General features: G+C 76.3%; 5 protein-coding genes. 3 read left to right on the top strand and 2 right to left on the bottom strand.

Annotated elements, in window-relative coordinates; genetic code table 11:
- The first annotated feature begins 21 nt into the window (after nucleotides 1–21).
- The 3 genes from PYV61_RS22690 to PYV61_RS22700 are packed head-to-tail and all read left to right on the top strand — an operon-like array spanning nucleotide 22 to nucleotide 1,974.
- Entirely contained in the window at nucleotides 22–183 is a 162-nt protein-coding gene (locus PYV61_RS22690) for a hypothetical protein (RefSeq protein WP_275835969.1), read from the top strand.
- Nucleotides 180–557, top strand: a complete 378-nt coding sequence (locus tag PYV61_RS22695; protein ID WP_275835971.1) for a response regulator — start codon at nucleotides 180–182, stop codon at nucleotides 555–557. Before PYV61_RS22690 ends, PYV61_RS22695 begins: the two co-directional genes overlap by 4 nt.
- A 4-nt stretch (nucleotides 558–561) precedes the next feature.
- On the top strand, nucleotides 562–1,974 hold the full coding sequence (locus PYV61_RS22700; protein ID WP_275835973.1) for an ATP-binding protein: 1,413 nt from the start codon (nucleotides 562–564) through the stop codon (nucleotides 1,972–1,974).
- A 51-nt stretch (nucleotides 1,975–2,025) separates the two neighbouring features.
- Here the strand turns inward: PYV61_RS22700 and PYV61_RS22705 are convergent, their stop codons facing one another.
- Together PYV61_RS22705 and PYV61_RS22710 are read right to left on the bottom strand one after the other, a co-directional pair.
- The gene (locus tag PYV61_RS22705; RefSeq protein WP_275835975.1) at nucleotides 2,026–2,643 is read right to left on the bottom strand and encodes a DUF4382 domain-containing protein; all 618 of its coding nucleotides are present in this window, start codon (nucleotides 2,641–2,643) and stop codon (nucleotides 2,026–2,028) included.
- Between the two features lie 135 nt (nucleotides 2,644–2,778).
- Nucleotides 2,779–3,476, bottom strand: a 698-nt coding sequence (locus PYV61_RS22710; RefSeq protein ID WP_275835977.1) for a carboxypeptidase regulatory-like domain-containing protein, incomplete at its 5' end; no start/stop codon positions are given.

Here is a 3,476-nt window from a genome sequence, read left to right on the forward strand (position 1 = left end):
GATTTGTCTTCCTAAGACCGCTTGGCCTCCGACTTCGCCGCCGACGAAGCGGCCGCCGGCGCCGCCGACCCGGGGGCGCTGCTCGACGCGCTGGCCCCCGAGCGCCGCGACGCGGAGCGCGCCGCCGCCGAGTACGGCGCCTGGGCCGCCGACGCGCTGGCCCGCGGGGAGGGCGCCGCGTGAGGGTGCTCGCCGTCGTCGAGGACAACGCCGACAACCGGCTCCTCGTCCGCGCCATCCTCGGCGACCAGTTCCACGTGCGCGAGTACGTGAACGGCGCCGACGCGCTGGCCGCCTTCACGAGCGGCGAGATCCCCGACCTCGTGCTCATGGACATCTCGCTCCCCGGCATCAACGGGATCGAGGTGCTGGCCAGCATGCGCGCCGACGACCGGCTCGCCCACCTGCCGGTGGTGGCGCTCACCGCGCACGCGATGGACGGCGACCGCGCGGCGCTGCTCGAGGCGGGCTTCGACGAGTACGTCGCCAAGCCGATCTTCGACGAGTCGGTGCTCCACCGCGCCGTCGAGCGGGCGCTGCGCCGCCCGCCGGGGTAGCGCCGTGGCCGAGTCGGTCCGGCGGACCGTCGCCCTGGCGGTCGCGTCGTGGCTCCTGTTCCTGGGGCTGGTGGGCGGCGCGGCGTACCAGAGCATGCGCCGCCTGCTCGACACCACCACCGCGCAGGAGGACGCGCAGCGCGCCCTGCGCGCGCTCGAGGCCACCTACTCCGACGTCGCCACCGCGGAGTCGGCGGTGCGCGGCTACATCCTCACCGGCGAGGCGCGCTACCTCCAGCAGTTCCAGGACGAGCGCCGCAGCGCCGAGGCGCGCCTCGACCTGCTCACCGCCGCGCCGGACGGCCCCGCCGCGGGGGCGGCCGCCCGCGCCGAGGCGCTCCGCCCGCTCGTGCGGCGCCGGCTCAACTACCTGCGCGAGACCCTCGACCGGCGCCGCGACGGCACCGAGTCGGCGCTGGCGGTCATGCGCGCCCCCGTCGTCCGCGCCCTGGCCGACAGCATCCGCGCCGGCGTCGACGCGGCGGGGCTGGAGCAGGAGGAGCTGGTGCGCGCGCAGTCCGACGGGCAGCGGGCGTGGGTGCGCCAGGTCGGCGGCAGCATCTTCCTCAGCCTCGCCACCGCGCTCGCGGCCGGGCTGCTGGTGCTCAACGTGATCCGGCGCGACCTCGCCGGGCGCGCCGCCGCCGCCCACGCCCTGCGCGACGCCAAGGAGTCGGCCGAGGCGGCCAACCGCGCCAAGAGCGACTTCCTGGCGCGCATGAGCCACGAGCTGCGCACCCCGCTCAACAGCGTCATCGGCTTCTCCAACGTGCTGCTGCGCATGCGCACCGTGGAGCTGGGCGAGGACGGGCGCACGTACCTCGAGCGCGTGCGCGACAACGGGATGCACCTGCTGCGCATGATCGACGACCTGCTCGACATCGCGCGCATCGAGGTGGGGCGCATCGCGATCGACGCGCGCACCGTCGCCCTCGACCAGCTGGTGCGCGACGTCCTCGCCGCCTTCGAGGAGGACGCCCGGCGGCGCGGCCTCGGGCTCTACGCCGAGCTCCCCGACGCGCCGGCGCGCCTCCAGGCCGACCCGGCGCGCCTGCGCCAGGTGCTCGTCAACCTCGTCGGCAACGCGCTGCGCTTCACGCGGCGCGGCAGCGTGAGCATCCGCGTCGTCGTCGACCCGGCCACCGGGGCGCCGGCGCGCATCGACGTCGTCGACACCGGGATCGGGATCCCGCCCGAGCGGCAGCAGGCGATCTTCGACGCCTTCGAGCAGGCCGACACGTCCACCGCGCGCGAGTTCGGCGGCACGGGGCTCGGCCTCGCCATCAGCCGCTCGCTGTGCGAGCTGATGGGGTTCGAGCTGGCGCTCGTGAGCACGCCGGGCGTCGGCTCGACCTTCAGCGTGCTGCTCTCCCCCGCGGCCGCGCCGGCGGAGGCGCCGGCGCTCGCGGTGGGGTGAGATTCAGTCCGGGCTCACCACCAGATCTGGATCATCGCGGCCTCCCCGGCCTCAGCGCGTCGCGGCGCGCAGCACCGGCTTGAACAGCAGCCCGTTGCGCATCGCGTTGCCGCGCATGACGAAGCTCCCCTCGACGTCGAAGTCGACGAGCATCGTCGCCGTCGAGTCGGCCTTCACGTCCACCGCCTTCGCCAGCTGGATCTTCAGCCCGCTGCGCCCCGCGCTCGGCCACTGCACGTCGACCGCGGCGCCGTTCTTGAGCGTGACCGACGACTGCGACGCGTCGAGCACCAGGCGGAACGCGCGGTAGCTGCCGGCCGGCAGCGCCTTCTCGCCGAGCACCGCGAACTTCCCGTCGCGCAGGGTGAGCAGGTCGAACTTCGCCTTCGGCTCGGCGAGCGTCACCCACCCGCCGCGGTCGTCGTCCTCGGTGCGCGCGGCGGCGTCGGCGCTGTCGGCGTCGGCCTGCTTGGCGTCGACGCGCACGACGAACACGTCGACGCCCCGGATCGAGTCGTACGGGAACGGCGCGTCGGTGAGCTGCACGACGAGGCGCCCGCTCCCGCGCGGGCCGACCGCGTCGCTCCCCGAGTCGCCGCAGGCCGCGAGGGCGGCGGCGGTGGTCAGCGCCGCGGCGGCGGCGGCGCGCGTCGCACGAGACTGGAGCATGGGGGGCGGGGTGAGGGGTGGCCGGGCGGCGTCGCGATCGCGACCGCGGGACCACGATGCCGCGCCCGCCGCGGCGTCGAGGTGACTCCAGTCACCGGGCCCGGCCGTTGGCCGGCGGCGTGACGCCCGCGGCCCTCAGGTCCCCCCGCGCCGCGTCCACAGCATCACGACCCCGCACCCCTGCACGTCCGTCCCGCCCCACTGCGCCGGGACGAGCCCCGACGGGTACACCTCGATGGCCGCCACGGCGGACATCGGCACGAGCTGGTCGAGCTGGCGGTACGCGCTGGTGTCCGCGAAGAAGCCGTCGACGAGCACCCGCGGGGCGCACCCGCCGCGCATGCGGATCTCCTGCCGCCAGCTCCCGAGGGCGCCGAAGCCGGTGCGCAGCACGACGCCGGGCACCGTGCGGAGCACGTCGGTGGTGCGCGTGACGACCATCCGCTCGAGCTCCGCCGGCCCCACGAAGTGCCCACCGGCCCCACGCAGCCGGCGCGCCGCGAACTCGTCGAGCAGCGTGGGCGCGCGCCGCCGCTCGCCGGCGACCAGCACGCGGTCCAGCGTCGCGGCCCGCTCGGCGAGCGCGAGGGACAGCGTGGTGACGCCGCGCCCGCGCAGGTCCACCGCGCGGCGCGCCGGCGCGCGCCCGACGCTGCGCGCCTCGACCACGAACGTCCCCGCCGCCAGCGAGTCGAGCACGAACGCGCCGTCGCCGCCGCTGCGCGTGTCGCGCCCCTGGTCCGCCAGGACGATCTGGGCGCCGGCGCGCGGCTTCCCGTCGGCGCCGGTGACGACGCCGCGCAGCGTCGCGGTGCCGCGCCGGACGGACGGCG

It is taken from the genome of Roseisolibacter sp. H3M3-2 (genome assembly GCF_029211165.1).
Taxonomy (GTDB): domain Bacteria; phylum Gemmatimonadota; class Gemmatimonadetes; order Gemmatimonadales; family Gemmatimonadaceae; genus Roseisolibacter.